General features: G+C 71.7%; 25 protein-coding genes. 11 read left to right on the forward strand and 14 right to left on the reverse strand.

Translation table 11 applies throughout. From position 1 onward, the window contains the following. Window positions 1-66: 66 nt before the first annotated feature. From QCD66_RS08020 to QCD66_RS08040, 5 genes are read right to left on the reverse strand one after another with little or no spacing between them, the layout of a single operon-like run. Window positions 67-954 carry an SIS domain-containing protein gene (locus QCD66_RS08020; RefSeq protein WP_375733637.1) on the reverse strand — a complete coding sequence of 296 codons (888 nt, stop codon included), beginning with the start codon at window positions 952-954 and terminating at the stop codon, window positions 67-69. Beyond that, window positions 951-1,745, reverse strand: coding sequence for an MBL fold metallo-hydrolase (locus QCD66_RS08025; RefSeq protein WP_375733638.1), 795 nt, complete (start codon window positions 1,743-1,745; stop codon window positions 951-953). Before QCD66_RS08025 ends, QCD66_RS08020 begins: the two co-directional genes overlap by 4 nt. After that, window positions 1,742-2,695: a shikimate dehydrogenase family protein gene (locus QCD66_RS08030; RefSeq protein WP_375733639.1), complete on the reverse strand. Its 954-nt coding sequence runs from the start codon at window positions 2,693-2,695 to the stop codon at window positions 1,742-1,744. The genes QCD66_RS08025 and QCD66_RS08030 overlap by 4 nt, the downstream gene beginning before the upstream one ends. Further along, entirely contained in the window at window positions 2,692-3,384 is a 693-nt protein-coding gene (gene deoC, locus QCD66_RS08035; protein ID WP_375733640.1) for a deoxyribose-phosphate aldolase, read from the reverse strand. The genes QCD66_RS08030 and deoC overlap by 4 nt, the downstream gene beginning before the upstream one ends. Beyond that, entirely contained in the window at window positions 3,371-3,952 is a 582-nt protein-coding gene (locus QCD66_RS08040; protein WP_357539361.1) for a glucose-6-phosphate isomerase family protein, read from the reverse strand. Before QCD66_RS08040 ends, deoC begins: the two co-directional genes overlap by 14 nt. A 294-nt stretch (window positions 3,953-4,246) precedes the next feature. Between QCD66_RS08040 and QCD66_RS08045 the strand changes: the two genes are divergently transcribed. The 7 genes from QCD66_RS08045 to QCD66_RS08075 all read left to right on the forward strand — a co-directional run bounded on the left by QCD66_RS08045 (window position 4,247) and on the right by QCD66_RS08075 (window position 12,209). Then, complete coding sequence (locus tag QCD66_RS08045; RefSeq protein WP_364209286.1) at window positions 4,247-5,095, forward strand: DeoR/GlpR family DNA-binding transcription regulator; 849 nt, start codon at window positions 4,247-4,249, stop codon at window positions 5,093-5,095. Window positions 5,096-5,153: 58 nt separating this feature from the next. After that, window positions 5,154-6,215 carry a sugar ABC transporter substrate-binding protein gene (locus tag QCD66_RS08050; protein ID WP_407567059.1) on the forward strand — a complete coding sequence of 354 codons (1,062 nt, stop codon included), beginning with the start codon at window positions 5,154-5,156 and terminating at the stop codon, window positions 6,213-6,215. 41 nt (window positions 6,216-6,256) lie between these two features. Continuing rightward, window positions 6,257-7,801, forward strand: a complete 1,545-nt coding sequence (locus tag QCD66_RS08055) for a sugar ABC transporter ATP-binding protein (RefSeq protein WP_375733642.1) — start codon at window positions 6,257-6,259, stop codon at window positions 7,799-7,801. A gap of 2 nt (window positions 7,802-7,803) precedes the next feature. Beyond that, complete coding sequence (locus QCD66_RS08060) at window positions 7,804-8,838, forward strand: ABC transporter permease (protein WP_375733643.1); 1,035 nt, start codon at window positions 7,804-7,806, stop codon at window positions 8,836-8,838. Between the two features lie 30 nt (window positions 8,839-8,868). Next, a complete protein-coding gene (locus tag QCD66_RS08065; protein ID WP_375733644.1) occupies window positions 8,869-9,855 on the forward strand; it encodes a sugar phosphate isomerase/epimerase family protein in 987 nt (328 codons plus the stop codon). Window positions 9,856-9,859: 4 nt separating this feature from the next. Continuing rightward, window positions 9,860-10,828: a 1-phosphofructokinase family hexose kinase gene (locus QCD66_RS08070; protein WP_375733645.1), complete on the forward strand. Its 969-nt coding sequence runs from the start codon at window positions 9,860-9,862 to the stop codon at window positions 10,826-10,828. Between the two features lie 70 nt (window positions 10,829-10,898). Continuing rightward, window positions 10,899-12,209 (forward strand): FGGY family carbohydrate kinase, encoded by a 1,311-nt coding sequence (locus QCD66_RS08075; RefSeq protein ID WP_364209304.1) that lies wholly within the window; start codon window positions 10,899-10,901, stop codon window positions 12,207-12,209. A 116-nt stretch (window positions 12,210-12,325) separates the two neighbouring features. On the opposite strand, the gene QCD66_RS08080 is transcribed toward QCD66_RS08075, so the two are convergent. The 7 genes from QCD66_RS08080 to QCD66_RS08110 form a co-directional block, all read right to left on the reverse strand. Further along, on the reverse strand, window positions 12,326-13,126 hold the full coding sequence (locus QCD66_RS08080) for a hypothetical protein (RefSeq protein WP_375733646.1): 801 nt from the start codon (window positions 13,124-13,126) through the stop codon (window positions 12,326-12,328). Further along, complete coding sequence (locus tag QCD66_RS08085; RefSeq protein ID WP_375733647.1) at window positions 13,126-13,899, reverse strand: hypothetical protein; 774 nt, start codon at window positions 13,897-13,899, stop codon at window positions 13,126-13,128. The genes QCD66_RS08080 and QCD66_RS08085 overlap by 1 nt, the downstream gene beginning before the upstream one ends. A 2-nt stretch (window positions 13,900-13,901) precedes the next feature. Then, window positions 13,902-14,630 (reverse strand): ABC transporter ATP-binding protein, encoded by a 729-nt coding sequence (locus QCD66_RS08090; RefSeq protein WP_375733648.1) that lies wholly within the window; start codon window positions 14,628-14,630, stop codon window positions 13,902-13,904. Between the two features lie 76 nt (window positions 14,631-14,706). Next, window positions 14,707-15,378: a response regulator transcription factor gene (locus QCD66_RS08095; protein ID WP_364209316.1), complete on the reverse strand. Its 672-nt coding sequence runs from the start codon at window positions 15,376-15,378 to the stop codon at window positions 14,707-14,709. Then, window positions 15,371-16,495, reverse strand: coding sequence for a sensor histidine kinase (locus tag QCD66_RS08100; RefSeq protein ID WP_375733649.1), 1,125 nt, complete (start codon window positions 16,493-16,495; stop codon window positions 15,371-15,373). The genes QCD66_RS08095 and QCD66_RS08100 overlap by 8 nt, the downstream gene beginning before the upstream one ends. Next, window positions 16,492-18,330 carry a DNA helicase RecQ gene (gene recQ, locus QCD66_RS08105; RefSeq protein ID WP_375733650.1) on the reverse strand — a complete coding sequence of 613 codons (1,839 nt, stop codon included), beginning with the start codon at window positions 18,328-18,330 and terminating at the stop codon, window positions 16,492-16,494. The genes QCD66_RS08100 and recQ overlap by 4 nt, the downstream gene beginning before the upstream one ends. A gap of 104 nt (window positions 18,331-18,434) precedes the next feature. Beyond that, complete coding sequence (locus QCD66_RS08110) at window positions 18,435-20,030, reverse strand: hypothetical protein (protein WP_407567060.1); 1,596 nt, start codon at window positions 20,028-20,030, stop codon at window positions 18,435-18,437. A 295-nt stretch (window positions 20,031-20,325) separates the two neighbouring features. On the opposite strand from QCD66_RS08110, the gene argS reads away from it, so the two are divergent. After that, entirely contained in the window at window positions 20,326-22,068 is a 1,743-nt protein-coding gene (gene argS / locus QCD66_RS08115) for an arginine--tRNA ligase (RefSeq protein WP_375733652.1), read from the forward strand. Between the two features lie 125 nt (window positions 22,069-22,193). Beyond that, a complete protein-coding gene (locus QCD66_RS08120; protein ID WP_375733653.1) occupies window positions 22,194-23,180 on the forward strand; it encodes a LacI family DNA-binding transcriptional regulator in 987 nt (328 codons plus the stop codon). A gap of 5 nt (window positions 23,181-23,185) precedes the next feature. Here the strand turns inward: QCD66_RS08120 and QCD66_RS08125 are convergent, their stop codons facing one another. Beyond that, window positions 23,186-23,818, reverse strand: coding sequence for a hypothetical protein (locus QCD66_RS08125; RefSeq protein ID WP_375733654.1), 633 nt, complete (start codon window positions 23,816-23,818; stop codon window positions 23,186-23,188). Between the two features lie 7 nt (window positions 23,819-23,825). Next, on the reverse strand, window positions 23,826-24,113 hold the full coding sequence (locus QCD66_RS08130; RefSeq protein WP_375733655.1) for a hypothetical protein: 288 nt from the start codon (window positions 24,111-24,113) through the stop codon (window positions 23,826-23,828). A gap of 225 nt (window positions 24,114-24,338) precedes the next feature. Between QCD66_RS08130 and QCD66_RS08135 the strand changes: the two genes are divergently transcribed. Together QCD66_RS08135 and QCD66_RS08140 are read left to right on the forward strand one after the other, a co-directional pair. After that, window positions 24,339-24,545, forward strand: coding sequence for a potassium transporter TrkA (locus QCD66_RS08135; protein ID WP_375733656.1), 207 nt, complete (start codon window positions 24,339-24,341; stop codon window positions 24,543-24,545). A 17-nt stretch (window positions 24,546-24,562) separates the two neighbouring features. Further along, window positions 24,563-26,047: a cation:proton antiporter gene (locus QCD66_RS08140; protein ID WP_375733657.1), complete on the forward strand. Its 1,485-nt coding sequence runs from the start codon at window positions 24,563-24,565 to the stop codon at window positions 26,045-26,047. The last annotated feature ends 76 nt before the right edge of the window (window positions 26,048-26,123 follow it).

Below are 26,123 nucleotides of genomic sequence, written 5' to 3' on the forward strand. Positions count from 1 at the left end.
CCCACTCGCTTCGCTCGCGGTCGTCATGACTGGACCTGAGCCTGATGATTCGCTCGCTACGCTCGCTCATGTCCGCCGGTCCGTGTCGAGTACGGCCTCGTGTTGCAGGCCGGAGCGCATGTGCGACAGCCGGGACTTCATCGTGCGGATGTCCTCCAGCGCCGTGCCGTCGCGGCGCAGCAGGACCATCGTGGCGAGGATGTCGACGACGACGAGTTGGGCGAGCCGCGAGATGGTCGGCGTGTAGATGTCGGTGTTGTCCAGCGACTCGACGACGAGTGGGATGTTGCTCAGTTCGGCCAGCGGGGTCTTCCCGCCGGTGATCCCGATGACGGTCGCGCCGCGCTCCCGGGCCACCCGGACGGTGTCCAGGATGGACACTGTCCGGCCGGTGTTCGAGATGGCGACGAACGCGGTCGTCGGCGTACTCGTCGACGCGGCCAGGAACTGCTGGTGGGTGTCGACCGGCGCCGAGCACGGCACGCCGAAGAGCGGGAACTTCTGCTCGGCGTCCATCGCCACGATGCCGGAGGCGCCCAGCCCGATGAAGACGATGTGGGTCGACGCGGCCAGCGCCCCGACCGCGCTGTCGAGGGCGGCCAGGTCGAGGTGGCGCCGTACGTGGTCCAGCGACGTGATCGAGAAGTCGAAGATCTTGCTGACCGTGGTGGCGGTGCCGTCCTGCGCCTCGATCACCGACTGGGTGGCCGGGATGCCGAGCGCGACGCTCTGCGCGAGCTGTATCCGGAAGTCGTGGAAGCCGTCACAGCCGATCGCGTTCGCGAACCGGACGATGGTCGGCTGGCTGACCCCGGCGGCCTCGGCGAGTTCGGCGAGCGTCATCGGGACGACCGCGTGCGGGTCGGCGAGCACCACGTCGGCGACCTTGCGCTCGGAGCGGCGCAGCGACTGGAGGTTGTTGTTGAGACGTTCCAGCACCGGCGGGTTGCTCATCGGTCCACCGCCAGGTCGAGGGTGCCACCGTGCTCGGGCACGCGTACGGCGACGCCGCCGCGGGCGGCCAGGTCGAGGTCGAAGCCGTCCGGGTCAACGGTGTTGAAGGCAAACATGCCCCAATGATGTGGCACCAGGATTCCGATGCCGGCCCGGGCGCACAGGTCGACCGCCTCGGCGAAGTCGAAGTTGCCGGGGACGCCGTTGGCGAGCCGGTGCGGGTCGCGGCCGTTGACCGGCAGCAGCGCCACGTCGACGCCGAGTTCGCGCAGCCGTTCGGCCTGCCCGTCCCACGGCACGCAGTCGCCGGAGTGGTAGACGCGCAGGCCGCCGGCCTCGACGACGTACCCGAGGAAGCGGTCGTCGCCGTTGTCGTCGCATACCCGGGTCTCGTGCGCCGACGGCACCGCCGTGACGGTGAACGGCCCGTAGGTGACCCGCTCGCCGTCGGCGAGCGGGTCGATCCGGTCGGCCGGTGCGGCCGAGCGGCGCAGCGCCTCGTCGCGCACCGGGCGGGGGCAGGCGAGCCGGGTCGCGGGCTGGGCGGCCAGCAGCGGGGCGAGGGTGTCGGGGTCCATGTGGTCGGTGTGCGCGTGCGAGCAGAGCACGGCACGCACCGGCGGCAGGCCGGCGACGGTGACCGGGGCGGGGCGCAGCCGGACGTGCGGGAAGAGCGTGCCGGCGTACTTGCGGGCCAGCGAGTCCGACAGGTACGGGTCGACGAGCAGGTGCGCGTCGCCGTACGTGAGTTGGAATCCGGCCTGCCCCAGCCACCTGGCGCGCACCGTCACCGCACCTCCTGCGCGGCGTCGTACAGCCGCTCGAAGTCCGGCCCGGCGGTCGGGATGCCCAGGTCGAAGACGGCGTCGACGGCCCGGGTCCAGCCGTGCACGAAGTAACGCCAGCCGTCCTCGACGGTCAGCCCGTCGGCCTCGGCGCGGGCCCGCGCCTGCCGCAGGAAGCCGAGTTCGCCACGGTAGTTGAACTCCCAGGCGTACCCGCCGGACGGGAAGACGGCGGCGTCGGTCAGCGGCGAGCCGGGCCGGTCCTTGCCCATGCCGGTGGCGTTGACGACCACGGCGCCGGGGGTGAGGCCGGCGAGCAGTTCGTCGTGCGTCTCGCCGGGGGAGAGGCGGTGCGTCACCCACTCGATCGCGGGGTTGCCGCCGCCGATGTCGGTCCGGATCGAGGCGAGCCGGTCGTCGGCGATGTCGGTGACGACGACCCGGCCGGGCGCGTCGGCACCGGCCCGGTGGGCGAAGTAGTCGCAGAGCGCGAGGGCGGCGCCGCCGGCCCCCATCACCAGGACGTCGCGGCCGGCGAGCCGCGGCACGATGGCCTGCAAGGACAGTTGGCTGGTGATGGTGTCCAGCGCGTGGCCGTCGATCCAGCCGTCGCGGGCCACCAGGGCGCTGACCTCGCGCAGCCGGGCGGCGTCGTCGTTGACCCGGCGCAGCAGGTCGGTGCTGGCCGCGTACAGGTCGAGCTTGTGGGTGGTGACCAGGGCGCCGCGGGAGAGTTCGTCGTCGCGCAGGTGCGCGACCACCCGCCGGTAGACGGCCGCGTCGGCGCCGACCGGCACGTCGATGCCGACGAGTTCGACGTCGTCGAGGCCGAGCAGCGGCCGCCAGGCGGCGAAGACCCGGTGGATCGCGGACGAGCCGGTGGTGACGCCGACGAAGTACATCGTCGGGCTCGTGGCCGGGCGCAGCGTGTCGGGGGTCAGGGTCTCGGCGGTCACGGCGCGGTCCCTCCGGCCTCGGCTACCAGCCGTACGGCGTACGCGGTGTTGATGCCGAACCGGGTCGCGCCGGCGTCGAGCAGGGCGCGCACCTGCTCCAGGGAGCGGATGCCGCCGGACGCCTTGATCTCCCGGTCGGGCCCGGCGATCTCCCGCATGACGCGGACGTGTTCGGGGGTGGTCGCGATGCCCTGCCAGCCGGTTCCGGTCTTCAGCGACTCGGCGCCGGCGTCGACGGCGGCCCGGGCGGCGTCGCGCAGTCGACCCGCGTCGAGCAGCCCGACCTCGAGGATGACCTTGACCGGTACGCGTCCGTCGACGGCTTCGAGTACGGCGGCGACGTCGCGGGTGGCGGCGGCCAGCTCACCGGAGCGGACCAGGCCGACGTTCATGACGACGTCCATCTCCTGCACCCCGGCGTCGAGCAGCCAGCGGGCCTCGGTGACCTTGACCGGGGTGGCCGAGCCGCCGGACGGGAAGCCGACCGGGGAGCCGGCGTTGGTGGTCGACCCGGCCAGCAGCGGCCGCAGCACGGGCAGCCAGGACGGCAGTACGTGGGCGGCGACGAAGTCGCCGGACAGTGCGTGCCGGGCCAGTTCCTCGACGTTGGTCCGGCCGTGCTGGGCCTGTACGGCGCTGATGTCGACCATGCGGGCCAGGGCCGGCCCGGTCAGCTCACCGGGGGACATAGCTGGTGTTCTCCTCCAGTCGCCACCCCGTGCCGTCGGCGACGGCCCGGTGCCGCATACCACCGGAGCGGGCGATGATGCCGTAGTCCTGTCCGGCGTCGGCCGGGTAGCAGAAGAGCGTGACGAGGTCCTCGTCGCCCAGGTTGACGCTGCGGTGGATGTGCACCGGCGGGACGTACGCGACGACGCCGGGCCGCAGCTCGGTCACGACGGTCTGTCCGTCGAGGGTCTCCATGAGCATCAGCCCGTGGCCGGACAGGCAGTGGTAGATCTCGGTCCGGTCGTGCTGGGCGTGGATGTGGCCGCGGGTCATGTGGAACTCGGTGCCGACCCGGCCGGCGGACAGGGTCGAGATCCCGGTGATCAGGTCACCGGCCGCGCCCGAGGGCCGGAACTCGTCGACGTGGTAGATCACCCGGTCGGCCTCGGTCGCCAGCCGGGCGGCGAACGCCTCGGCGTCGGCGAACAGTCCGTCGAGATCGGACAGCTTCTTCTCGTAGCGGCCGGTGCGACCCGTCATCCCCTCGGGCTTGATGACGAGTGCCGGTCCAGGCAGCGGTTCGGACACGGTGCTCCTTCTGTTCGTGCCGACGGCGGGGTCCAGCGCTCGGGTGGTGCGAACCCCGTCCGGCCGCGCTCTTCCTGATCACTTTGTAGCAAACTTACAAGCCGCTGTCATTCGCTGGCAATGTTGGCGAGCTGTGGGTGTAGCGTTCTTTCACCACCGCAGTGGCGATCTTGGGAAACCAAAACCTCATACCAGCGCTAAAAGCGGACAAATCCTCTCGCGCTGAATGTGGGTTCGAGTCATCTCGGTGTAACGTTTGAAAATCTCCCGTTGACATACCGGTAGCCAAATGTAGTGTTGCTCCTCGAAATCTGTGGCTTCACCCACACGACACAGGTGGGAAACCACAGCGACCCGCTGGAGGGAGGCGTCGCGATGAACGTGTCCGCCCGCCGTCGTGAGATCGTCGACCTCGTACGCGCCGCCGGCCGGGTCGAGGCCGCCGAGCTGTCCAGCCGCTTCGCGGTCAACGCCGAGACCATCCGCCGCGACCTCTCCGCGCTGGAAGCCGCCGGTGATCTCCAGCGGATCCACGGCGGCGCCGTCGCCCGCGTCACCCTCGCCGTCGAGGGCCGGGTCTCCGGACGCATCGCCGAACGGCGCGACGAGAAGCTCGCCATCGCCCGGGCCGCCGCCCGCGAGATCCCGCCGTTCGGCGCCATCTTCATCGAGGCCGGATCGACCACCGGCCACCTCGCCAGGCTGCTGCCCGACCGGGGCGACCTGCTCATCGTCACGAACGCCCTGCAGATCGCCCTCGAACTGACCGACCTGGGCCGCTCGACGGTCATGACCATCGGGGGCCGGGTACGCCCGGCCAGCTACGCCGAGGTCGACGCCTGGGCCCTCGAACGCCTCGCCCAACTGCGTTTCGACGTCGCCTTCGTCGGCGCCAACGCCGTCGACCCGACCTGGGGGCTCTCCACCCCGGACCCCGGCGAAGCCGCGGTCAAGTCGGCCATCCTCGCCTCGGCCCAGAAGGCCGTGCTGATGACCGACCACACGAAGTTCGGCCTTCGGGCCGCCTGCCGGTACGGCGCGATCGGGGACGTCGACCTGATCGTGACCGACCGGGGGATCGGGAGCGCGACCGTGGACGACCTGCGGGCGCTCGGCACGGAGGTGCGCCTCGCTGATGGCTGACCCCGCACGGCGACCGATCGGTGATCACCACGCACACCCCACCACCCTGGAGGAAAGAATGTCTTCCCGAACACGAGTAAAGGCGGTCACCCGCGGCGCCGCCGCACTGCTGGCCGTGACCCTCTTCGCGACCGCGTGCGGTGGCGGCGGCGGATCCGACGACGGGCCGAGCGACCCGATCGCCGGCCGGCCCACCCCGACCGACCAGGCCGCCGACGGCGAGGTCCGGATCGCGATGATCGGCTTCGCGAACAACCCGTACTGGGTGAACGTGAAGGCCGGCGCCGACTACGCCAACCGGGTACTGTCCGACAAGGACGGCAGCGTCACCTGGATCGTCGCGGGCGAGAACATCGACGTCCAGACCGTCTCCAGCGCCATCCGCGCCGCCGACGCCCAGGGCTACGACGGCGTCGGGTTCTTCATCGCCGGCGAGGGCAACTGCGCCGACATCCAGACGCTGTCCGGCAAGGGCAAGAAGGTCGGTGCCTACAACACCCTCTTCGACTGCGTCGAAAGCTCCGGCGGCACCGTCAACTACGCCCAGGAGCAGTACAAGGCCGGCCAGCTCGCGGCCCAGGAAATGATCAAGGCGTCCAACGGCCAGACCGGCAAGGTCGGCATCATCGTCAGCCAGTTCACCGCCCCCGGCTCCGAGCAGCGCCGCCAGGGCTTCGTCGACGGCCTGGCGGGTTCCAACCTGACCCCGGTCAGCCAGGGCGTCGAGGCCCGGGACTCGGCCTCCAACACCTACACCGCGGCGCAGAACTACCTGCAGTCCAACGCCGACCTGCTCGGCATCTACGCCACCGCGGGCGGCCCGTTCGGCGCGGCCCAGGCCGTCGCCGCCGCCGGCAAGCAGGACACCGTCAAGGTCATCGGCTACGACATCAGCACCGAGAACATCGCGGCCATCAAGGACGGCTCGATGTACGGCGTCATCGGCCAGGACGCCTTCGGTCAGGGCTACAACGTCGCGATCGAACTGTTCAACGCCGCCGTCACCGGCCAGAACCCCAGCCCGGTGGCGCAGGAGGCCAACGCACCCTTCGTCACGGCGGAGAACCTGGCCGAGCACGACCCGTCGGTGCTGCCGCTCGGTGCCGTGGGCGCCTCCTGAGCCGCCCAGAGCCTGAACCGCCTAGAGAAGGCCCGTACCTCATGAAGCCCACCCAGGTGGACGACGTCAAGCCGGCGGCCCTCGCGGCCGCCGGCCTGGCGAAGTCGTTCGGCGCGGTCAAGGCACTGCGCGACGTGTCGCTCGAGTTTCCGGCCGGCCAGGTCACCGGACTCCTCGGTGAGAACGGCGCCGGCAAGTCCACGCTCATCCGGCTGTGCTCCGGCCAGATGCAGCCGGACCGCGGGCACCTGACGCTCAACGGCGAGCAGGTCTCCTTCGGCACCCCGCTGGAGGCGATCGCCGCCGGCGTCGTCGTGGTCAACCAGGAACCGCTGCTCATCGGCGAGCTGACCATCGCCGACAACCTGTTCCTGTACGACCTCGGCGAGCGCCCGGCGTACGGGCTGGCCCGGCGCGGCGAGAACGTCCACAAGGCCCGGGAACTGCTCGACCGGCTCGAGATGGCCGACTACCTGCCCGACCCGGCGACGCTGTGCCGGGACCTGTCGGCGGCGTCGCGCCAGATGGTCGACATCGTCCGGGCCCTGTCCCGCCAGCCGAAGGTCCTCTTCCTCGACGAGCCCAACTCCAGCCTCACCCACGAGGAGTCCGAGCGGCTCTTCGCCGTGATGCGCAAGCTGCGCGACGAGGGAGTGGCGGTGGTGCTGGTCAGTCACCGTCTGGCCGAGGTCTATTCGATCGTCGACAACGTGATCGTGCTGCGCGACGGCACCTTCGTCGCCGCCGGCCCGCCCGACGAGATCGACCAGAAGCGGGCCGTCGCGCTGATGGCCGGCGAGAAGAAGCGGGCGGTCGTCGCCGAGGTGGTCGCCGAACGGGCCGAGGGCATCGAGACCGCCGAGGTCGCCCTCCAGGTGACCGGACTGACCGGTGAGGGCTTCACCGACATCGACTTCAACGTCCGCCGCGGCGAGATCATCGGCATGGCCGGTCTGGTCGGCGCCGGCCGTACCGAGATCGCCGAGGCCGTCATCGGGCTCCGCCCGGTCGACCGCGGCCAGATCACCGTCGGCGGGCGGACGGTACGCATCTCCTCTCCCGGCCGGGCCCAGCGGCTCGGTATCGCGTACGTCGCGGAGGAACGCCGTACCGAGGTGTTCCACGCGCAGAGCGTCGGCTACAACATCACCGCCCGGATCCTGTCGACGTTGGGCCACCTGGGTTGGGTGTCGGGGCGCCGGGCCACCGCGACCGCCCGCGACCTCGCCCGGCGCTTCGGCGTCAAGGCCGCCTCCACCGAGGCGCCGATCACCTCGCTGTCCGGCGGCAACCAGCAGAAGGTGCTGCTCGCCCGCGCGCTGGCCGCCAAGCCGAAGGTGCTGATCCTGGACGAGCCGACCCGCGGCGTCGACGTCGGCACCAAGGCCGAGATCTACGCGACGCTGCGCGAACTCGCCCACGGGGAAGGACTCGCGGTCTGGTTCATCTCCTCCGAGCTGGAGGAGGTCGTCGAACTCGCCGACCGCGTCGTCGTCATCCGGCAGGGCCGGGTGACCCGTGACGCCCCGAACAACGCCGGACCCAACCCCATCGTCGCCGCGGCGATGGGTGCTACCGAAGGATGAACATGTCAGCCACCACCGTTGCGAAGCAGCCGGGGCGGTCCTGGAAGGACAGCGCGCTGTCGCTCGTGAAGCGCCAGGAGACCGGCCTGCTCGGCGTCATCATCGTGCTCGGCCTGCTGGTGAGCCTGGCCAACGACAACTTCCTGACCCGGGACAACCTCTACAACGTCCTGCAGACGGTCGTGGTGATCGGCATCATCGCCATCGGCCAGACCTTCATCCTCATCGGCAAGGAGATCGACCTCTCCGTCGGCTCCGTACTCGCCCTCTCGGCGGTCTCCGCCGGAGCGGCGTACGGCAGCGGGGTGAACCCGTGGCTGGCGATGCTCATCGGCATCGGCGTCGGTGCCCTGTCCGGTCTCGCCGTCGGCACCGTCGTCGTCCTCGGCCGGGTCAGCTCGTTCATCGTGACCCTCGGCATGCTCTCCATCGCCCGTGGCCTCACCCAACTCCTCACCGGCGGCCTGCCGCAGGCGATGCCGCGCGAGCTGTCCTTCATCGGCCAGGGCCGGGTGTTCGGCGGCATCCCGGTCAGCGTGGTCATCTTCCTGGTCCTGGTGATCCTCGGCCAGCTCCTGCTCACCCGTACCGTCTTCGGCCTGCGGGTCACCGCGGTCGGTGACAACGACACCGCCGCCCGCACCGGCGGCATCCCGGTCGGCCGGACCCGCATCCTCACCTTCATGCTGATCGGCACCCTCGCCGGTGTCGCCGGCATCGTCTTCGCCACCCAGGTCGGCGTCGCCGAGGCCCAGGCCGGCATGGGGTACGAGCTGGACGTCATCGCCGCCGCCGTCATCGGTGGCGCCAGCCTCTCCGGCGGCCGCGGCTCGATCATCGGCGCCTTCCTCGGCGCCTGCCTGCTCGGCGTGCTGCGCAACGCGTTCATCCTGCTCGCCCTGTCGCCGTTCCTGCAGCAGCTGTCGATCGGTCTGGTCATCGTCCTCGCCGCCCTGTTCGACCAGTGGCGCCAGGGCAACCTGCGGCACCTGCACCCCAAGGCGCTGACCCGCCGCTTCGCCGGCCGCAAGGCCTGATCCCCGCCTCCGGAAAGGACCACGAGCACCATGAAGCCGCAACCATTCCGCGTCCACGACCAGCGGGTCGTCCGGGCCTTCGTCGAGGCCCGGCGCGGCCACACCGCCGACGAGCCACGCCTGAAGTTCGGCTGGAGCAACTGGGGCTTCGGCGCCGAAGACCTCGCAGTCTCGGCGGACCGCCTGGCGAAGAACGGCGTGCGGTACATCGAACTGCACGGCAACCTCTACTCCGAGGACCTCGGCTACAAGCCCGACGAGACCCTGCGAATCCTCGGCGACCACGGCATCACCGTCTCCGGCATCTGCGGCATGGTGACCCCGAACCAGGAGTTCGCCCACAACCTGCCGCACGTGCGGGCCCGGGCCATCGAGTACTTCCGTCGCCAGGCCAGGTTCGCCCAGGCGGTCGGCGGCTCGTACCTGCTCTTCGGCGCCGCCTCGGTCGGCCGGCCCACCGCCTTCGACTCGTACGAGGTGGAGCGGTCGGCGCAGACGATGAAGCTGGTCGCCGACGACTTCGCCGCCGCCGGCATCCGCGGTGCCGTCGAGCCGATCCGGCCCGAGGAGACCAGCATCGTGCACACCTTCGAGCAGGCGCTGCGGCTGCTCGACCTCGTCGACCACCCGGCGATCTCGCACCTCAACGGCGACCTCTACCACATGCTCAGCGGCGAACTGCACATCGGCGCCACGATCCTCGACCACGGCCACCGCATGCTCAACCTGCACATGGCGGACTCCAACCGCCGTGCGCTCGGCCACGGCCTGCTCGACCTCGACGTGATCATCATGGCCCTGTACGCCATCGGCTACCAGCGCGGCGACAACTACTGCTCCGCCGAGCCGCTGGGCGCCGGCGGCAACCCGTACGCTGCGATGAACCTGCCGCCGCAGACCGAGAAGCTCGACGAACTCGTCCGCGTCTCGGCGGAGACGTTCCGGCAGCGCGAGGAAGAGGTGCTCGGTGCCAGCGACGAGGAACTCTTCGCCCTCTACCAGATCGACTCCGAGTAGCGCGGTGTCCGGCTTCACGCTGCACGTCGTCTGCCCCAACCCGGCACTCGACCGGCTCCAGGTGGTCGACCGGTTCCACCCGTTCGAGGTCAACCGGGTCACGACCGTACGCAGCCTCCCCGGCGGCAAGGGCATGATCGTCTGCCGGGGGGCGCGGCGGCTCGACGCCACGGTGGCCGCGTACGGCTTCGTCGGCGGCTTCACCGGCCAGGTGATCCGCCGCGGCTGCGCCGACCTCGACATACTCGACCGGCACATCGAGGTCGAGGGGGAGACCCGGGTGACCCCGGTCGTCATCGAGGAGAGCACCGGGCGCTCGACGGTGCTCAACGAACGCGGCCCCGACATCGCGCCCGGCGAGCCGGAGAAGCTGCTCGCCGGCCTGGCCGCCGACGTCGTACCCGGCGACGTGGTCGTGTCGACGGGCAGCCTGCCGCCGGGCTGCCCGCCGGACCTGCACGCCCGGATCGCCCGGCTCGCGCTGGCCGCCGGCGCGACCGCGATCGTCGACGCGCACGGCGAACCGCTCGCCCGGGTCATCGACGACGTCCGGTCGGCGCCGCCGGCCGGCCGGCTCGTCGTCAAGCCCAACGTGCACGAGTTGGCCGGTGTCCTCGGCCGGGACCTGCCCGACCTCGCCGCCGCCACCGCCGCGATGCGCGACCTGTACGTCGAGACCGGGGCGACGTTCGTCGTCACCCTCGGCACCGACGGCGCACTGTGGATCGACGGGGCCGAGCGGCTGGCGGTCGACACGCCGAAGGTCGAGACCCGCAACGCCACCGGCTCCGGCGACTCGTTCCTCGCCGGTCTCGCGGTCGCGCTCGGGCGCGGTGCGAGCCCGGCCGACGCGCTCGTCCTCGCGTCGGCGATGGGCGCGGCGAACGCCGCCTCGCTCACCCCCGACGTCGACCTGGACCTCGTCGCGAAGCTCCGCGACCAGGTGACCGTCACCACCCAGGTGACACCGTGAGTGAGCGGAGCGAGCGAGCCATTGGGCTCAGTGGTGCACACGGTGGTGCCGAGCGAAGCGAGGCGACACCGTGACCCAGTTCCTCGGGGTCGACATCGGCACCACCCGGACGAAGGTCGGCTGCTACGACACGGCCGCCGGCCGCCTCGTCGCGCTGCGGCACGCCCCGACCGTCGTCGAGGACGACGCGTGGGGTGGCCGGCGCGACGCCGGCCGGCTCGCCGCCTCGGTCGAGGACCTGCTGGCGGGGTTGCTCGCCGACCCGGCCGTACGCGTCGGCGAACTCGCCGGCGTCGGTGTCGGCTCGGTCGGCGAGGAGGTCGTCCTGCTGGCCGCCGACGGCACCGTCACCGCCCCGGTCCTGGCCTGGTACGCCACCCACGGCCGGGAGGCGAAGGCGGAACTGGCCGGCACCGGCTGGTCTGATGTGGACGAGACGTTCTCCGTCTTCAAGCTCCGCTGGCTGGCCCGGCACCTGCCGGACGCGTTCGCCGCCGCCCGCGGCTTCACCTGCCTCGCCGACTTCGTCGCCCGCGATCTGCTCGCCGACCGGGCCGCCCCGGTCTTCCTCAACGTCTCGCACGCTTCGCGGACCGGGCTGCTCGACGTACGCCGGGGGGTGCTGCGCGACGACGCGCTGCCCGATCTCGGCCTGACCACCCTCGCCCTGCCGGAACTGGTCGGCAGCGCCACCGTCGTCGGCCGGACGACCGGCGCGGGCGTGCTGCCGGCCGGCGTACCCGTCGTCACCGGCGGCCACGACCACATGTGCGGCGCGTTCGGTGCCGGCGTACGCAACCCTGGCGACGTCTACGTCTCCGCCGGCACCTCCGAGGCGCAATTGCTGCTGCTGGACGAACTGCCGGACACCCTCGAACCCGGTATCGACGAGGGCGTCTTCGTCGCCGGCGGGCTGCGGTTCGTGCACCGGGCCACCCCGTCCGGCCGCTACTACCAGGCGTGGCACAACATGCTCTACGCCGGCGTGGACGACGCGGTGATGTGGGACGAGATCGGTGCGGTGGTCGACAGCGTCGGCCCGGCGGTGATCGACGCCGACCACCGGCGGGTCCGGCTCGCCGACCTGCCGATGGACGCCACCCGCGCCCACGCGATGGCCAGCCTGCTCAAGGGGCTGGCCGTCGAGGCCGAGGCGACGACCGTACGGCTGGGGCATCTCGGCCGGACCGAGATCGCCGACGTCACCATCGCCGGGGTGGCCGCCGGGTCGCCGGTGTGGCGCCGGATGCGCCAGGACGCCACGGATCGCCGGCTGCGGTTCGTCGTCGAACCCGAGGCGACGGTGCTCGGGGTCGCCGTCCTCGCCCAGCTCGGTGTGACCGGCACGGCGGACGTACCCGCGCACCTCAGCCAGGATTGATCGTCTGCTGCTCAGACATTCGACACGCCGTGCCGTGACTGTCTGAGCAGCAGACGATCATCGGGAGCCGCGTCGAGCGCTCGGCCGCGTCGAGTGCCCGGCCGCGTGGGGAGTGGTCAGCCGGCGTCCCGGCGCCGGAACGTGACGCCCGCGAGCAGCAGGAGTGCCACGCACCAGCCGAGCAGCACGAGGATCCCCGTACCGGGTGACAACGCCCCGGGCGGGAGCGACCCGAGGTGGAACGCCTGCTTCCCGGCGATGTCGGGCAGGAACCTGGCGGCCCCGCCGAAGCGGGCCAGGTACGGCGACACGAGCAGGACGAGGGTGAGCGTCGTCGCCACCGTCGCGACCGCGTTTCGCAGCAGAAACGCGGTCGCGTAGGCGAGCAGGCCGATCAGCACGAGGTAGCCGACGGCCCCCGCGTGCGCCCGGACGACCTCGCCGCCGTCCCGGGCCGGTGCCCCGTCGAGGCGCACCACGAGGTACGCGGCTCCGTACGACGTCGCGACGCCGAGCAGTGCGGTGCCGAGTGCCGCACCGAGCCAGGCGACCGTCTTCCCGATCAGGAACAGCGTCCGGTCCGGGACGCTGGCGAGGCTGGCGGCGATCTGCCCGTCGGCGTACTCGCTGCTGACGGCGAGGACGCCGAGCAGGACCAGCCCGATCTGGACCAGTCCGACGGATTGCAGCGCGGCGGCGGCGACATCCACCGCGCCCGCCGCACCCGTTTCCGCCGCGCCGGCCTCGGCCGCACCCGTTTCCGTCGTGCCGGACCGGCCGAGGGCCGCGTTCGTCACCGCCGCCGACAGCAGGGCCGAGGCGCCGACGGTGCCCGCCACCGTCCACCGGACGGCCGGGAGGGTGCCGAGTTTGCCGAGTTCCGCGCCCGCGACACGACCGAGCGCCCGCAACCCCATCAGGCGTCCCGGCGGACGAAGACGGTGCCGGCGGCGGCGAGCAGCGCGACGGCCCACGCCGCCATGACGAGGCCGCCGGTGACCGGGTCGAGCATGTCCGGCGCGTGGTATTCGCGGGCGAACATCTGGGCACCGGCCACGTCCGGCAGGAACCGCGCGGCGGGAACCGACCGGGCGAGCAGGTAGGTGACCGACACGAGGGAGGCGTTGGCGACGATCACGACCAGGGGAACGATCCCGCTCCTGGTGAGCAGCGTGATCCCGAACGCGAGCCAGGCGGTGAGGAGCCAGTACAGGCCGGCGCCGACGACCCGGGCCGGGTGGTCGCCGTACGACTGGGCGTGGTCGCCGAGCAGGAACCCGCTGACCGCCAGGGTGAGCGGGACGGCGACGGCCGCCAGCACGACGACGAGAGCGGTGAGAACGGCGAACTTGGCGGCCAGCACCCGCAGCCGGTGCGGCGTCGCGGTGAGGGTGGTGGTGACCTGACGGCCGCCGCCGGCCTTGACCCGGTTGGCGGTGTATTCGCTGCTGACGATCACGACGCCGACGATCGCCGCCCCGACGACCCCGATGCCCAGCTCACCGAACCCGCTGTCGACAGTCGACGGATCGGCGAGGGTGGCGGCCCGGCCGCTGTCGAGCGCGCTACGCAACGAGAACGCCGAGAGCGCGGCGATACCGGCCGGTACCACGACGGCCAGGGCCGCGCCGACGACGACGCCGGGCAGGCCGAGCGCCTTCCTGAGTTCCGCGCCGAGAGTGTCGAGCACCGTCAGCCTCCCTGGCCGGACCGGTGCGCCGCACCGGCGTCGGTGAGCGCGAAGAAGGCGTCCTCCAGGCTGGCGTGCCCGGCGGTCACCGTCTCCAGTGGACCCCGCGTCACGATCCGCCCGGCGCTGATGACGACGAGGTCGTCGGCGGTGTCGGCCATCTCGCCCATGAGGTGACTGGAGAGCAGCACGGTGCGGCCACCGGCCGCGTACCGCCGCAGGAACGTCCGGACCCACCGGATGCCGTCGGGATCGAGCCCGTTCACCGGCTCGTCGAGCACCAGCACCTCCGGCTCGCCGAGCAGGGCGGTGGCCAGGCCGAGCCGCTGCCCCATGCCGAGGGAGAAGAGCCCCACCGGCCGGCGGGCCGCCTCCGCCAGGCCGGCCGTCTCGAGCACCTCGTCGACCCGGCGTTTCGGGATGCCGTTGCTGCGGGCGACCCACGACAGGTGCGCCCGGGCCGTACGGGACCGGTGCGCCCCGCTGCCGTCCAGCATCGACCCGACCGCACGCAGCGGGTTCCTGAGCCGGCGGTATTCGACGCCGTCGAACAGGGCCCGGCCGGCGTCGGCGCGGTCGAGGCCGAGCAGGATGCGTAGCGTCGACGACTTGCCGGCCCCGTTCGGGCCGAGGAACCCGGTGACCCTTCCGGGCTCGGCGGTGAAACTCACGTCGCGGATCGCATACTTCCCGCGGTGTCTCTTGGTCAGGTTGTCGACCTGGATTCTCATCGAACGGCTCCCGGAACGCTGTGGACCGCCAGCGTCACAGGAGCGGCCGCGCCCGGTGTCCCCCGAAAGTTGACACCTACGGACGGAGCAGGCCCGCCTCCACCGCCAGCACGGCGAGCTGGGTGCGGTCCCGCACACCGAGCTTCGCCAGCATCCGGCTGACGTACGTCTTCACCGTCTCCGGGCTCAGGAACAACTCGCGGGCGATCTCGGCGTTCGAGAGCCCGCCCGCCACCAGGCCGGCGACCTCGATCTCCCGCTCGGAGAGCACGACGCCGGGCGGCATCAGCCGGCGCTGCGTGGCCGGGGCCGGGCGGGTGGCGAACACCCGGATCAGCCGGCTGGTCACCTCCGGCGCCAGCATGGAGTGGCCGGCGTGCACGACCCGGACGCCGCGCAGGATCTCCTCCGGCGGAGCGTTCTTCAGCAGGAACCCGGACACCCCGATCCGCAGCGCCTCGTACACGTACTCGTCGGTGTCGAACGTCGTCAGCACCAGCACCCGGGTGGCGGCGGTCCCGTCGAGGATGGCGCGGGCCGCCGCCAGCCCGTCGGTGCCGGGCATCTGGATGTCCATCAGGACCACGTCGGGACGCAGGTCCCGGGCCAGCCGTACGGCGTCGGCACCGGTCGCCGCGTCGGCGACCAGCCGCAGGCCGGGGTCGCTGCGCACCAGCGTGCACAGCGCGGCCCGGATCCGCGGTACGTCCTCGGCGACGAGGACCCGTACCGGTTCGTCGTCAGCCATCCGGCTCCTTCCTCGGCAGGCTGACCCGCACCTGGAAACCACCGTCGGGGTGATTGCCGAGGGTGACGGTGCCACCGGCCAGGGCCGCGCGTTCCCGGAGGCCGGCGAGACCGTTGCCGTCGGTGCTGCCGGCCGGTCGGCCCGGCCCGGTGTCGCGGACCGTGACGACCGTGCCGCCGGCATCGGCGCGTATCTCGACCCGGCAGGCCGCGCCGGGGGCGTGCCGGACGCTGTTGGTGACCGCCTCCTGCACGATCCGGTACACGGCCAGCTCCGTGCCCGCGTCCAGGCCGGGCGTTCCGGCGACCGTGACGGTGGTCGGTGACCCGGCCCGCGTCGCCCGCTCGGCGAGGCCGGGCAGGTCGGTCAGGCCCGGGGCCGGTGTCCGGTCGATCTCCTCGTCGTCGCGCAGCGTGCGCAGCAGGCTTTGGATCTGCCCCAGCGCCTGCCGGGCCGACGACTCGATGGACGCCAGCGTGCGACGCATCTCCTCCGGGGGCGTCGAGGCGACGTGCCGGGCCACCCCCGCCTCGATGCCGATCGTGCCCAGCGTGTGCGCGACGACGTCGTGCACCTCGCGGGCGACCCGCAACCGGTGTTCCGCCGCCCGCCGGTCCGCCTGTGCCCGGGCCGCCTCCGCCGCCGCCCGCGCCTGGCGGCCGACCAGGCTGCCCACGATCCACGACCCGGCCAGCAGGGCGACAGCCGCCGTCACGTGACGCACCGTCTCGAGGGCGGCGGTGGTGGCGGGTGCGCCCACCATCGTCGCGCCGGCCACGACCGCGACGAACAGTGCCGCCGGAAACCACGGCGAGCGCGAACCCCACCGCACGGCGGCCGGATACAGCGCCCACGCGGCGGCCACGAACGGATCGCCCGTCACACCGAGCACGGCGGCGAGCCCGGTCGCGGCGAAGACCGCGACGGGGCTGGCGAGCGGCAGCCGCCACCGGGCCGCCGTACCGGCGACGACCACGGCCGCCAGCGCGACCCCGGCCCACCGTGCCGCCGCCCCGGCCGCACCCAGCGCCGGCAGCCACAGCACGACGACGACCGCCAGCGCGAGCCCGATGTCACCGAACGGGCGCAGCACCCGCCCGCGCCGGCCGCCGTTCACCCCGCGAGCAGTTCCAGGATCGACCCGCCGTACTTGGCCAGCTTGTTCTCGCCGACCCCGCTGACCCGGCCGAGTTCGGCCAGCGACGTCGGCGCGTCGGCCGCGATCTGGCGCAACGTCGCGTCGTGGAAGACGACGTACGCCGGCACCCCCTGCTCCTTCGCGGTCGCGGCCCGCCAGGCCCGCAACCGTTCGAACAGCTTCGTCGCCTCGGGGTCCAGGTCCTGCGCCGGGCTCCGGTCGGCCTTCTGCTTCGGCGTACGGCTCGCCGCCGGCCGCTCCGGCTCGCGGCGCATCATCACCGTCCGCCGCCTGCCGAGTACCTCGGCGCTGGCGTCGGTCAGCACCAGCGTCCCGTAGTCGCCCTCGACGGCGAGCAGCCCCTGCGCCAGCAGTTGCCGGACCACGCCCCGCCACTGCGGCTCGCTCAGCTCGGTGCCGATGCCGAAGACCGTCAGCGAGTCGTGGCCGTGCTGGACGACCTTCTCGGTCTGCCGGCCGAGCAGAATGTCGATCGACTGGCCGGCGCCGAACTTCTGGTTCCGTTCCCGCTTCAGCCGCAGCACCGTCGACAGCAGCTTCTGCGCCGCGATCGTGCCGTCCCACGACTCCGGCGGCTCCAGGCAGGTGTCGCAGTTGCCGCACTTCTCCGCCTGGGCCTGGCCGAAGTAGGCGAGCAGTTGCCCGCGCCGGCACTCGACCGTCTCGCACAGCGCCAGCATCGCGTCGAGATGCGCGGCCAGGTTGCGGCGGTGCGCCTGATCGCCCTCCGACCCGTCGATCATCTTCCGCTGCTGCACCACGTCCTGGAGCCCGTACGCCAGCCACGCCGTGGACGGCAGCCCGTCCCGGCCGGCCCGCCCCGTCTCCTGGTAGTAGCCCTCGACCGACTTCGGCAGGTCCAGGTGGGCGACGAACCGTACGTCGGGCTTGTCGATGCCCATCCCGAACGCGATCGTCGCCACCATGATCAGACCGTCCTCGCGCAGGAACCGCTTCTGGTTCTCGGCGCGGGTCGCCGCCTCCAACCCCGCGTGGTACGGCAACGCGGCGATCCCGTTCTGCACCAGGAACTCGGCCGTCTTCTCCACCGACGCCCGCGACAGGCAGTAGACGATCCCGGCATCCCCGGCGTGCTCGTTGCGCAGCAGGTCGAGCAACTGCCGGCGCGGCTCCCGCTTCGGCACGATCCGGTACTGGATGTTCGGCCGGTCGAAGCTGGCGACGAAGTGCCGGGCGTCCTTCAGGTCGAGCCGGGTCGCGATCTCGTCGTGCGTCGCCGTCGTCGCGGTCGCGGTCAGCGCGATCCGGGGTACGTCCGGCCAGCGCTCGTGCAGCATCGACAGTGCCAGATAGTCGGGGCGGAAGTCGTGCCCCCACTGCGCCACACAGTGCGCCTCGTCGATCGCGAACAGCGCGATCTTCCCGCTCTCGAGCAGCCGGACCGTGCCGGGGGAGCCGAGCGCCTCCGGCGCCAGGTACAGCAGGTCGATCTCGCCGGCCCGGAACTCCGCCTCCACCATCCGCCGGGTGTCGAGGTCCAGCGTCGAGTTGAGGAAGCCGGCGCGTACGCCGACCGCGTGCAACGCGTCGACCTGGTCCTGCATCAGCGCGATCAGCGGCGAGACGACGACCGCGACACCGTCACGGATCAGCGCCGGGATCTGGTAGCAGAGTGACTTGCCGCCACCGGTCGGCATCAGCACCAGCGCGTCACCGCCACCGACCACCTGGTCGATGATCTCCCGCTGGTTGCCCCGGAACTCGTCGTAGCCGAACACCCTGCGGAGGATCTCCAACGGGTTCTTGCCGTGCGTTTCGACGGGGGAAGCCATCCGCGCAGTCTACGAGTCACCGCTTTCCGCCGGGTGCGGCGTCGTACCCGACGGGCCGACGAGGCGGGAGGGCACCGCCGTCGGCGCTGCCCTCCCTTGCCGGTTCAGTCGTCGGTGACCGTTATCTCCAGTGGCCCGCCCGCAAGCGGCTGGCCGTTCACCCCGTACGACGACCGCAGTCCGCTCGCGTCGTAGAGGGTGAAGCCGTACGAGTAGGTGCCGGCGGCGATGTCGTAGGGCAGGTAGCCGTACAGCCGCAGCGTCCCGTCCGGTCCCGCACCGCTGGTGCCTCCCGACTGCTGGGCGACGATGTTCCCCGCGGCGTCGTAGAGGTAGAGGGCGTACTGGTTGACCGGGGCGATCGGCGCCGTCACCTGCATCGTGAGGGTCGGCCACACGTTCGGGGCCTCGCTACGGGTGACGGTCGTCGGGGTCAGGGTCGCCGCGCTCACGGCCGGTGGCGTGGTGTTCGGCAGGCGGTTGATGGTCAGCCCCGGGTCGGGGGCTCCGAACAGGTCGCCGTAGACGGCGGCGTTGCCGGCGCCGTCCACCATTATCAGACGGGTCACCACGCACTCCGCCGTGTTACGGGAGACGAGGACGCCGACCGAGATGCCGCCGTCCGGATCGACGACCGGTCCGGCGTTGTCCTGCCGGCACCCGGGCGTGTCGAAGTCGAGCTGCACGGTGCCGACACCGTTCTGGGCCCCGGTCACGTCCATGCGAAGCCGGGTGGTCGCGTTCTGGGTCCAGTTGTTGACCGGATTGGGAGTGGCCGTGAAGTTGGCGGCGCTGACCACCTCGTTGGAGGTGAGTGTGATCGGTGCCGTGTCCGGCGGGACGACGGTCGTCTGGTTGTCGACATTGTCGACCAGCGTCACCTCGACCACCTGCCAGGCACCGGAAGTCGTGCCCGCCGGCACGTCGAGGAGGAACTGGCAGGACATCTCGCTGAACCCTGAAGGCCGGCAACTCGTGTCGAACACGGAAAGGTTCGCTTCGAAGGGGGCTGTGAGGACCTGCCCGTTCGGGCCAGCCAACCGGAGGGTGCCTTTCCAGAATCCTGCCTGTGAGTCCCTCAGTCCGGCACGGTATCCGAGTGAAATGGACCGGTCTCCGACGTACGCGTATGGAAAGCTCCCGGTGATCTCGATCGAATCGATGACCGGAGGGGTCGAGTCCACAGCGGTCTGGGCTTTCAGCCACGGCCGGTGCCGAGCGAGCTGTGCACCCTCCAGGCTCAGTGTCGCGCCCTTGTCGTCCGAGGCGTTGAAGCCGGCGACCACCCACAGCGCCGACGTGGTCTTGCCGTAGCGCGGGACCGCGAAGTCGTATTCGTACGTCGATTCCTGGGCGTTACCCGATACGTGGCGGACGCCTTCCCAACTGGTGTAGAGCCAGAAGTTGATGTCCCGCGTCGTCCCGACGTACGTGCCGGGCGTGCTGCCCGCCATCCGCAACCGGACCGAGCCCGACAGGTATTCGGCTTCGGGATTCGTGTTGCGGACCGTCCAGGTGAGGGTGACGGCGACACTCTGCTCGCGGACGTCGACCCGCTTCGACGCGAAGCTGAGGGACTTGAGGCTCAGTCCGGATGGCTGGGCGGTGGCCGGTGGTGCGGCCAGGGTGGAGGCGGCGACGCACGTGGCCATGATCAGAGCCACGCGCGCCAGCCACCGCAAGAGGGGGGTTGGTCGCATGCGAGGTGTATAGCACCCACTACCGACAGTCCTCGAAGCGTTTATCGATGCCCCGGATATCCGGTCCCGGCCGGCACCGTCGCCGGGTAGTCTGCGGTCCATGTCCAGCACCGGTCTGTGCGTCCCGTCGGCTCGCCGCGAGCGACGGGCGGCTCGCCTGCGAGCCCTGCCAGACCGCCTGCACTGACCTTTTCCGTGTCCGGCGGATCGATCCGCCGGATGCCATCTCACCGTCGACCGGTCCGCCCCGTCGGGCCCGTGGCCGCACCGTGGCCGGGCCGAGATTGGCGTACCGATGAACCTCGAAAAGCTGCTCGCCGACCGGCTGGCACCGGCGTTCGCGGCGGTGACCGCCGCCGGCGGCGAGGCCGGCCCCGGCGAGCCGGTCGACCCGGCCGTACGGCGGTCGCAGCACGCGGACTTCCAGTCCGACGCCGCCCTGTCGCTGGCCCGCCGGCTGCGCCGGGCACCACGGGACGTGGCCGTCGAGGTGGTGCGCCGGGCCGACCTTTCCGACCTGTGCGCGTCCGTCGAGGTGTCCGGGCCCGGTTTCGTCAACCTGACCGTCGCCGACGGGGCGCTCGGTTCGCTGCTGTCCGGGATGGCCGCCGACGACCGGCTGGGCGTCCCGGCCAGCACCACGCCGCAGACCGTGGTCGTCGACTATTCGGGACCGAACGTCGCCAAGGAGATGCACGTCGGCCACCTGCGGTCGACGGTCATCGGTGACGCCGCCGTACGGCTCTCGCAGTGGCTCGGGCACACCGTGCTCCGGGCGAACCACCTGGGTGACTGGGGCACGCCGTTCGGGATGCTGATCGAGCACCTGCTCGACCTGGGGGAGTCGACGGCGGCGCACGAACTGTCGGTCGGTGACCTCGACTCGTTCTACCGGGCGGCGCGGGTGAAGTTCGACGCCGACGACGCGTTCCGGGAACGGGCCCGGCGCCGGGTGGTGGCGTTGCAGGGCGGCGACGAGCTGACGTCGCGGTTGTGGCGGCTGCTGGTCGCCGAGTCGGAGCGGTACTTCCTGTCCGTCTACGGCCGGCTCGACGTCACCCTGACCGCCGCCGACTTCCAGGGGGAGAGCCGCTACAACGACCGGCTCGCCCCGGTGGTCGCCGAGCTGGACCGGGCCGGGCTGCTGCGCGACAGCGGTGACGCCGCCTGCGTCTTCCCGGCCGGCTTCACCGGCCGGGACGGCGAGCCGTTGCCGGTCATCGTCCGCAAGCGGGACGGCGGGTACGGGTACGGCACCACCGATCTCGCGGCGATCCGGCACCGGATCGTGGACCTGGGCGCGACCCGGCTGCTCTACGTCGTCGGGACACCGCAGCGGCAGCACTTCGAGATGGTGTTCGCGGTAGCCCGGGAGGCGGGCTGGCTGCGGCCGCCGGTCACCGCCGAACACGTCGGCTTCGGTTCGGTTCTCGGGCCGGACGGCCGGATGCTGCGCAGCCGGGCCGGCGGCACGGTGAAGCTCGTCGACCTGCTCGACGAGGCCGTCCAGCGGGCCGCCGAACTGGCCCGGCGGAAGAACCCCGACCTGGACGAGGCGGCCGTCGCCGAGGTGGCACGGGCGGTCGGGATCGGGGCGGTGAAGTACGCCGACCTGTCCACCGACCGGATCAAGGACTACGTCTTCGACTGGCAGCGGATGCTGTCGCTGGACGGCAACACCGCCCCCTATCTCCAGTACGCCCACGCCCGGATCCGGTCCATCTTCCGGCGGGCCGGGACCGGCGTACCGGCCGGCGTCCCCGTTGTCGTCGGTGAACCGGCCGAGCGGGCCCTGGCGCTGGAACTGCTCGGCTTCGAGCCGGTCGTCACCGAGGTCGGGCAGAGCCTGGAGTTCCACCGGCTCGCCGGCTACCTGCACACGGTGGCGGCGACGTTCAGCGGCTTCTACGAGCGGTGCCCGGTCCTGCGCGCCGACGGCCCGGTACGCGACAGTCGGCTCGTGCTGTGCGACCTCACCGCCCGGGTGCTGCGTCAGGGGCTGTACCTGCTCGGTATCGGCACGCCGGACCGGATGTGAGGCCGGGCGGGCCCGGACCGAAGCGGAGACGCCCGCCCCCGGCCGGCCTGTCTCCGGATCGTCGCGCAGTGTTACCCCGTGCGATAATCGACCGCCATGCGAGGTCTACCCGAGCGGGCGATGCAATGACCGCTGTCGATGGCGACCGTCCGGCCGGCCGGCGGCGCCGGGTCACCAGCGCCGACGTCGCCCGCGCCGCCGGGGTGTCCAGGGCGACGGTCAGCTACGTGCTCAACGACGTACCGAACCGCAACATCTCCCAGGCGACCAGAGAACTGGTCCGGTCGACGGCGAAACGGCTCGGGCACATGCCGTACGCGCCGGCGCGGGCCCTGCGGTCGGGGCGCACCAACCTCGTCCTCGCCCTGGTGCCCGGCTTCGGGATCGGCTTCCTGTTCGACAAGGCACTCGACGCGCTGAACACCGCCCTGGCCGCCCGCGGATACGCCCTGCTGGTGCACCACCACGCCGAGGCGCTGCGGTCGATCACCGACCTGTGGGGGCTGGTGTCGCCGGCCCTGGTCGTCACGACCGGCGGCCTCAGCGCCGACGAGCGGGCCGCCGTCGAATACTCCGAGGCCCGGCTCGTCGACGTCGACGGCATCGTCTCCTTCCCACGGATCGGCCGGATGCAGGCCGAATACCTGCTGTCGAAGGGCCACCGCCGGCTCGGGTTCGCCATGCCCGGCGACCCGCACCTCCAGGTCTTCGCCGACAGCCGGCTCAGCGGCGTACGCCAGGTGTGTGCCGAGGCGGGGCTGCCCGAACCGGTCGTCGAGGTGGTCGACTTCGAGCGGGCCGACGTACGGCCCGCCGTCGCGTCGTGGCGGGACCGGCCCGAGCCGGTCACCGCCGTCTGTGCCCACAACGACGACGTCGCGCTGGTGCTGATGGCCGGGCTGGAGACGATGGGGTTGCGGGCCGGCGTCGACCTGGACGTGATCGGGGTGGACAACGTGCCGATCGCCGCGATCGGGGTGACCACCGTCGCCATCGACATCGACGCGCTGGCCGGGGTGGTGGTCGACTCGGTGCTGGCCGAGCTGGACGACCGGCCGGCACCGGACCGCGACGGCGAGTTCCTGCACCTGGTCGTACGCCGTTCGGCCTAGTTGGTTCAGAGCGATCTTGAAGGTCTGCCGGGGCTGTTCGACGCCTCCATGGCCTCCTCGCCCGCGATGGCCGGTCCTTCGCGGTCGATCCAGGTCTGCCGGCTCTCGCCGCTGATCAGCGAGACGAAGGCGCGGGCGGCGCGGTCGGCGACGTCGCGGCCGACGGACTGCTCGTCCCAGCGCGACCGGACGAAGTCGGCGTGGCAGTGCCATTCGTGGCTGCGGTCGGTCTTGGTGCGCTCGCCGGTCTGGAAGTTGAACCGGTCGGGCAGGTTGCCGGGTACGCCGTCCCACACGTTGATCGCGTTGACGTAGCGGCGGCGCGGGTCGGTCGGGTCGAGCCAGACCCGGTAGACCCGGCCGTGCGACTTGACCATGTCGGCCCGGCTGACCGACATGTCGATCGCGGCGGCGGCCTTCAGGTTCACCACCGCCGGCGGCCGGCCGAGCGGGTCCGGGGTGCTGTAGTCCGGATAGTTGCCGTGCAGCCGCAGGTCCTCGATCGACACGTGCGGGCCGCCGCGGGCAAGATGCGCGGCGTCGGGAACGATTCCGGACAGCACCGCCGAGGGGTAGCCGGCCTCGTCCTCCCATTTCTGGGCGGCGTACCGCAGTTGCCGGGTGGTCTCGGTGGTCATCGTCCGGTCACCCGCCCGGCTGCCGGGCGCCGCCGTCGAACGGCGCGACCGTTTCGACCCACGGTGCGGCGAGTACGTCGTACCGGCCCTCCTCGGCCGCCCGGTGCCGGCCGCGCGGCCCGGTGGTCAGCACCGGCATCCCGTCCGGGGTCCGGACCTCGAAGCCGGCGTCCGCCCGGTAGTCGTAGATCCAGCACTGCCCGGCCGGCCGGTCGACGAGGAGGAACCCCGCCGGGCGCCGGCTGATGGCGTGCTGGCCGTCGAGCGGTCCGCCGTGGCAGATGGCTTCGTACACCGACCGAGTATCCGCCCGGACGCGTGATCAATGTCGGGCATGTAAAAGATCGATCCCGGGGGATCGGTGGCTCCGGTACGGGCCCGGGGGCGCGTACGCTTTGCGGGCGACGAGCGACCGTCCGGTCGTCGGGGAGAGCGGTCATGAGCGGGCGGGCCGGTGGCCCGGGCCGGCGCATGGCGACTGCGAGCGAAGCGAGTGGGTGTCATGGGCAAGGGTGTACGGGTGCAGGAGCTGCCGGGCATCGGCAAGCGTTACGACTTCGACCTGGGTGGCAGCACCGACCGGGTCTCGGTGGTGACCCGCCGGGACGGGGTGCGTGACCTCTACGTCTTCACCGCCAAGTCGGACGAGCCGGTCGCGGTGATCGAGCTGACCGAGGAACAGGCCCGCAAGGTCGGGGCCGTGCTCGCCGGCACATTCTTCGACTGAGGCTGTGGGACCCACACGTGCACGCTGACCTGATCGGCTTCGGCGCCCTGGTTCTGATCGCGGGCCTGCTGGCGCGCGCCGGCCGGCGGTTCGGGCTGCCGACCGTACCGTTCTTCATGCTGGCCGGGATGCTGCTCGGCCCCGGCACGCCCGGCCCGGTGCTGATTCCGCACCCGGAGGACCTGTCGCTGCTGGCGTCGCTGGGCCTGGTGCTGCTGCTGTTCCATCTCGGCGTCGAGTTCCCGGTCGAGCAGGTGCTCGGCAGCGGGAAGCGGCTGTTCATCGCGGCCGGCTGCTACATCGGCCTGAACGTCGGCGCCGGCCTGGTCCTGGGGTTCGGGCTGGGCTGGGGCACCTCGGAGGCGTTCGTGATCGCCGGGGCGCTCGGCATCTCGTCGTCGGCGATCGCCACCAAGCTGCTCATCGAGCTGCGCCGGCTGACCAACGCCGAGACGCCGGTGATCCTGGGCATCATCGTGATCGAGGACCTGTTCCTCGCCTTCTACCTGACCCTGCTGTCGCCGATCCTCTCCGGCGCCAGTTCACCGGGGCAGTTGGCGCTGCGGATCGGCATCAGCTTCGGCTACCTGGTGCTGCTGTTCGCCCTGGCCCGGTTCGGGGCCCGCGTGATCGGCAAGATCATCGACAGTCACGAGGACGAGCTGCTGGCGATCCTGATGGTCGGCCTGGTGGTCCTCGTCGCCGGGCTGTCGGCCGAGGTCGGCGTCTCCGACGCGATCGGCGCGCTGATGATCGGCCTGGTGGTGGCCCGTACGTCGGTCCGGGAGCGGGTCGAGCGGCTGGTCCTGCCGCTGCGCGACGTCTTCGCCGCGGTGTTCTTCGTGGCGTTCGGCCTGAGCATCGACATCGGCGCGATCGGCACGGTCGCGGTGCCGGTGCTGATCGCGGTGCTGGTGACGATCGTGGTCAACGTGATCGCCGGCATGATCGCCGGGAGCCTCTTCGGCTTCAACCAGCGCGGGGCCGCCAATGTCGGCCTGACCGTCCTGGGCCGTGGCGAGTTCTCGCTGATCCTGGCCACGCTGGCGCTCGCCGCCGGCCTCGACCCGCGGATCGGCCCGTTCGTCGCCCTCTACGTACTCGTGCTCGCCGTCCTCAGCCCGCTGCTCGCGTCGCAGTCGCGCTACCTGGCCCGGGTGATGCCGGACCGGCTGATCAAGTCCAACTGGCGCTACGTCCGCGAGGAGACGACGAGCACCGCCTGCACCCACCTCGACCGGATCCAGATCACCGAGAGCGACGCCGACGAGTGCCCGCAGTGCGCCGAGACCGGCGACGACTGGGTGCAGTTGCGGATGTGCCTGACCTGCGGCGCGGTCGGCTGTTGCAGCGACTCGGTCAACAACCACGCCGAGGCGCACTTCCGGGAGACCGGGCACCCGCTGATGCGGTCGCTGGAGCCGGGCGAGAACTGGCAGTACTGCTTCATCGACCAGTCCCTGGTCCGCGAACCGATGGGGGCCGCCCGGTCCACCGGGTGAACCGCCCGCCACCGGCCGGGTGAAGATGTCTCGTCCGCAAGGGGTGAACCGCGCCGAGGTGGGTAACCGCCGACCG

It is taken from the genome of Polymorphospora sp. A560, from assembly GCF_045781765.1.
In the GTDB taxonomy this organism is placed as follows: Bacteria; Actinomycetota; Actinomycetes; order Mycobacteriales; family Micromonosporaceae; genus Polymorphospora; species Polymorphospora lycopeni.